The 2,326-nt window shown below is 63.9% G+C and carries 2 protein-coding genes and 1 pseudogene; all 3 read right to left on the reverse strand.

The annotated features are described in order from the left end of the window. Positions 1–212 (reverse strand): annotated as a pseudogene (locus tag QZ501_RS15060) (50S ribosomal protein L3 N(5)-glutamine methyltransferase); the annotation flags it as partial. Positions 213–256: 44 nt separating this feature from the next. Then, positions 257–1,399: a patatin-like phospholipase family protein gene (locus QZ501_RS15065; protein ID WP_295720644.1), complete on the reverse strand. Its 1,143-nt coding sequence runs from the start codon at positions 1,397–1,399 to the stop codon at positions 257–259. A gap of 57 nt (positions 1,400–1,456) precedes the next feature. Next, positions 1,457–2,326 (reverse strand): alpha/beta hydrolase (locus QZ501_RS15070; protein ID WP_295720646.1); only part of this gene is annotated, 870 nt, incomplete at its 5' end.

Here is a 2,326-nt window from a genome sequence, read left to right on the forward strand (position 1 = left end):
TGTTCCCGTTCAGAGAGGGTCAGACGGGCATCCAGGAAGGGCACGTTATTGTCCATGGGCAGATGCAGGGTCTGCATCAGCAGCTGTACCGCGTCATCCCAGTGGCTGTCGGTGCCGTGGCCGCACCAGACGCCGGCCTGCGTGAACCGTGACACCGCGTAACGCAGCCAGTCGCGCACGGTCTGGAGTTGTTCAATGGCTTCGGTGCTCACCCAGTACTCCCGGAGTCATCCCGTAAAAGCCTCGATTGTACCAGCTATTGGCGGTTCATTCCCGGGATCCGCGGCTCCCCCGTACCCGCATTGCGATGGTCCTCAAGGGCATCCTCCGCAAGCATCCGCCCCAGCTGGATCAGCTCCGGGGCACGATGGTAATCGAACGAGCGGCATACATGCTTGGGGAAGTTGATCAGGATATCCGGCGGATAGCCGGCGATCTTGTAACGGGTCAGCGAGTCCTGCATGGTCTCGATCGCCAGGTTCATGACATCAAACTTGCCGAGCCCCAGCTCCTGCAGGCTCACCGAGCGCGCATCGTCGCCCTCGCTTCCCTTTCCCGCCGCCTTTTCGCGCGCATGGCGCTTCTGGGCCTCCGCCAGCGCCTGTTCCTCGCTACTGGCCCGGCCACGGCGTCGTGCCGCGCTGTCCTGGCTGTCCCAGTCAAACCAACGGGCCGCACGCTGTTTGAGCCTGTCCAGCCACTCATCCGGCGAGGCGTCGGCTTCTTCCGCTGGATCCACTTCCTCGTCGGCTGCCGCCTGTGCCGCAGCCTCGGCGGCCGCTTCATGCTGCTTGCGCTCGCGGGAGGCCCATTCCTCCAGCGGTGGCAGGTTGGCATAGCGCTTGTCGTTGCCACTCAGGTTCACGGCCATGATCAGATCCGCATGGGAGGCCACCGTGGGAATGATCGGCAGGGGGTTGAGCAGCCCGCCATCCACCAGCACCCGGCCATGCAGCATCACCGGCGTGATCACACTGGGGATCGCCGTGGAGGCCCGCACCGCCTGATGGAGCGGCCCTTCCTGAAACCACACCTCCTGGTGCGCCAGCAGGTCCGTCGCCACTGCCGTGAAGGGAATCTGCAGGTCCTCAATGCGCAGATCGCCAAGCATTTCCTGCACCACGCCGAAAACCTTTTCGCCGCGGATCGCACCGGGTGACCCCAGGGAAAAGTCGAGAAGGCGCAGCAGCTGCAGCTGATCAAGCCCGGTGACCCAGTCCTTATAGGCCTGCAGCTTACCGGCGGCGTACATGCCGCCAATGAGCGCTCCCATACTGGCACCGGAAATGGCCACGATGTTGTAGCCCTGCTCCCTGAGCACCTCAATCACGCCAATGTGAGCGTACCCCCGGGCACCACCACTGCCGAGCACCAGTGCCACGGTCTGTGGTTCATTCATCGCCTGCTCCCTTCGGATTCAAATCCCTTGAATGACAATGGGCTCGGCCGGTGATCATTACAAGGGCGCAGACCGGATGCGGCCCAGCCAGCCCAGGCAGCCCTCGGCCAGCCCGCCAACGTCTCCATCCAGATGACAGTGATGGCTTCCCTCCACATCGATCACCTCAGCGTCAGACAGCCTGGGCAGACGGCCCTCGATCCATTCCGGCTTGAAGGCGGCCATGCCCCGATTGGCTCTTATAAGCAGTGTGGGTGCGGCAATGGCCGCCAGGTAGGCTTCAACCTCATCCTCTTCCAACCGGTGCATGGACGGATAGCGCAGCCTTGCATCCGTTCCCCACCGCCAGCCCTGCTGATCCTGCTGGAGACTTCTTGGCACAATGCATTCAGCGGCGACACGGGACAGCGGGATGCGACCCTTCATGCGCGCGACGATGGCTTCCTCAACGTCCGCATAACGGGGCGGCTGACCGCGGCTGCCCTGGCGCACGCGGTCAATGGCCTGCTTGAGCTGGTCCGGGAAGGATTCGGCGTCGCCGGTAAGCGGCCCCAGGCTGTCCACCAGCATCAACGCCCTCACCCGTTCCGGCACCGCCACACTGAGCAGGCTCGCCACGATTCCACCCAGTGAATGGCCGAGCAGAACGGCTCCCTGCGACGCCTCACGGTCAAACAGGGGTGCCAGGTCCCGCACATAGTCGAGCAGCTCATAACTTGCCCCCGGCGGTCTGTGATAGGAAAAACCATGGCCTGGAAGATCCACTGCCACCACCCGGTAGTCGTCGGCGAGAGCCGGCCCCAGGCGGTTGAAACTGGCAGCGTTATCAAGCCAGCCATGGAAGGCGATGACCAGGGGTGAGGAGGGATCGCCCCAGGCAAGCGCACCCAGAGTGCCTGCGGGGACGTCCAGTGTCAGCTGCTCCGG

This window comes from uncultured Halovibrio sp. (assembly GCF_913056445.1).
Classification (GTDB): Bacteria; Pseudomonadota; Gammaproteobacteria; order Pseudomonadales; family Oleiphilaceae; genus Halospina; species Halospina utahensis_B.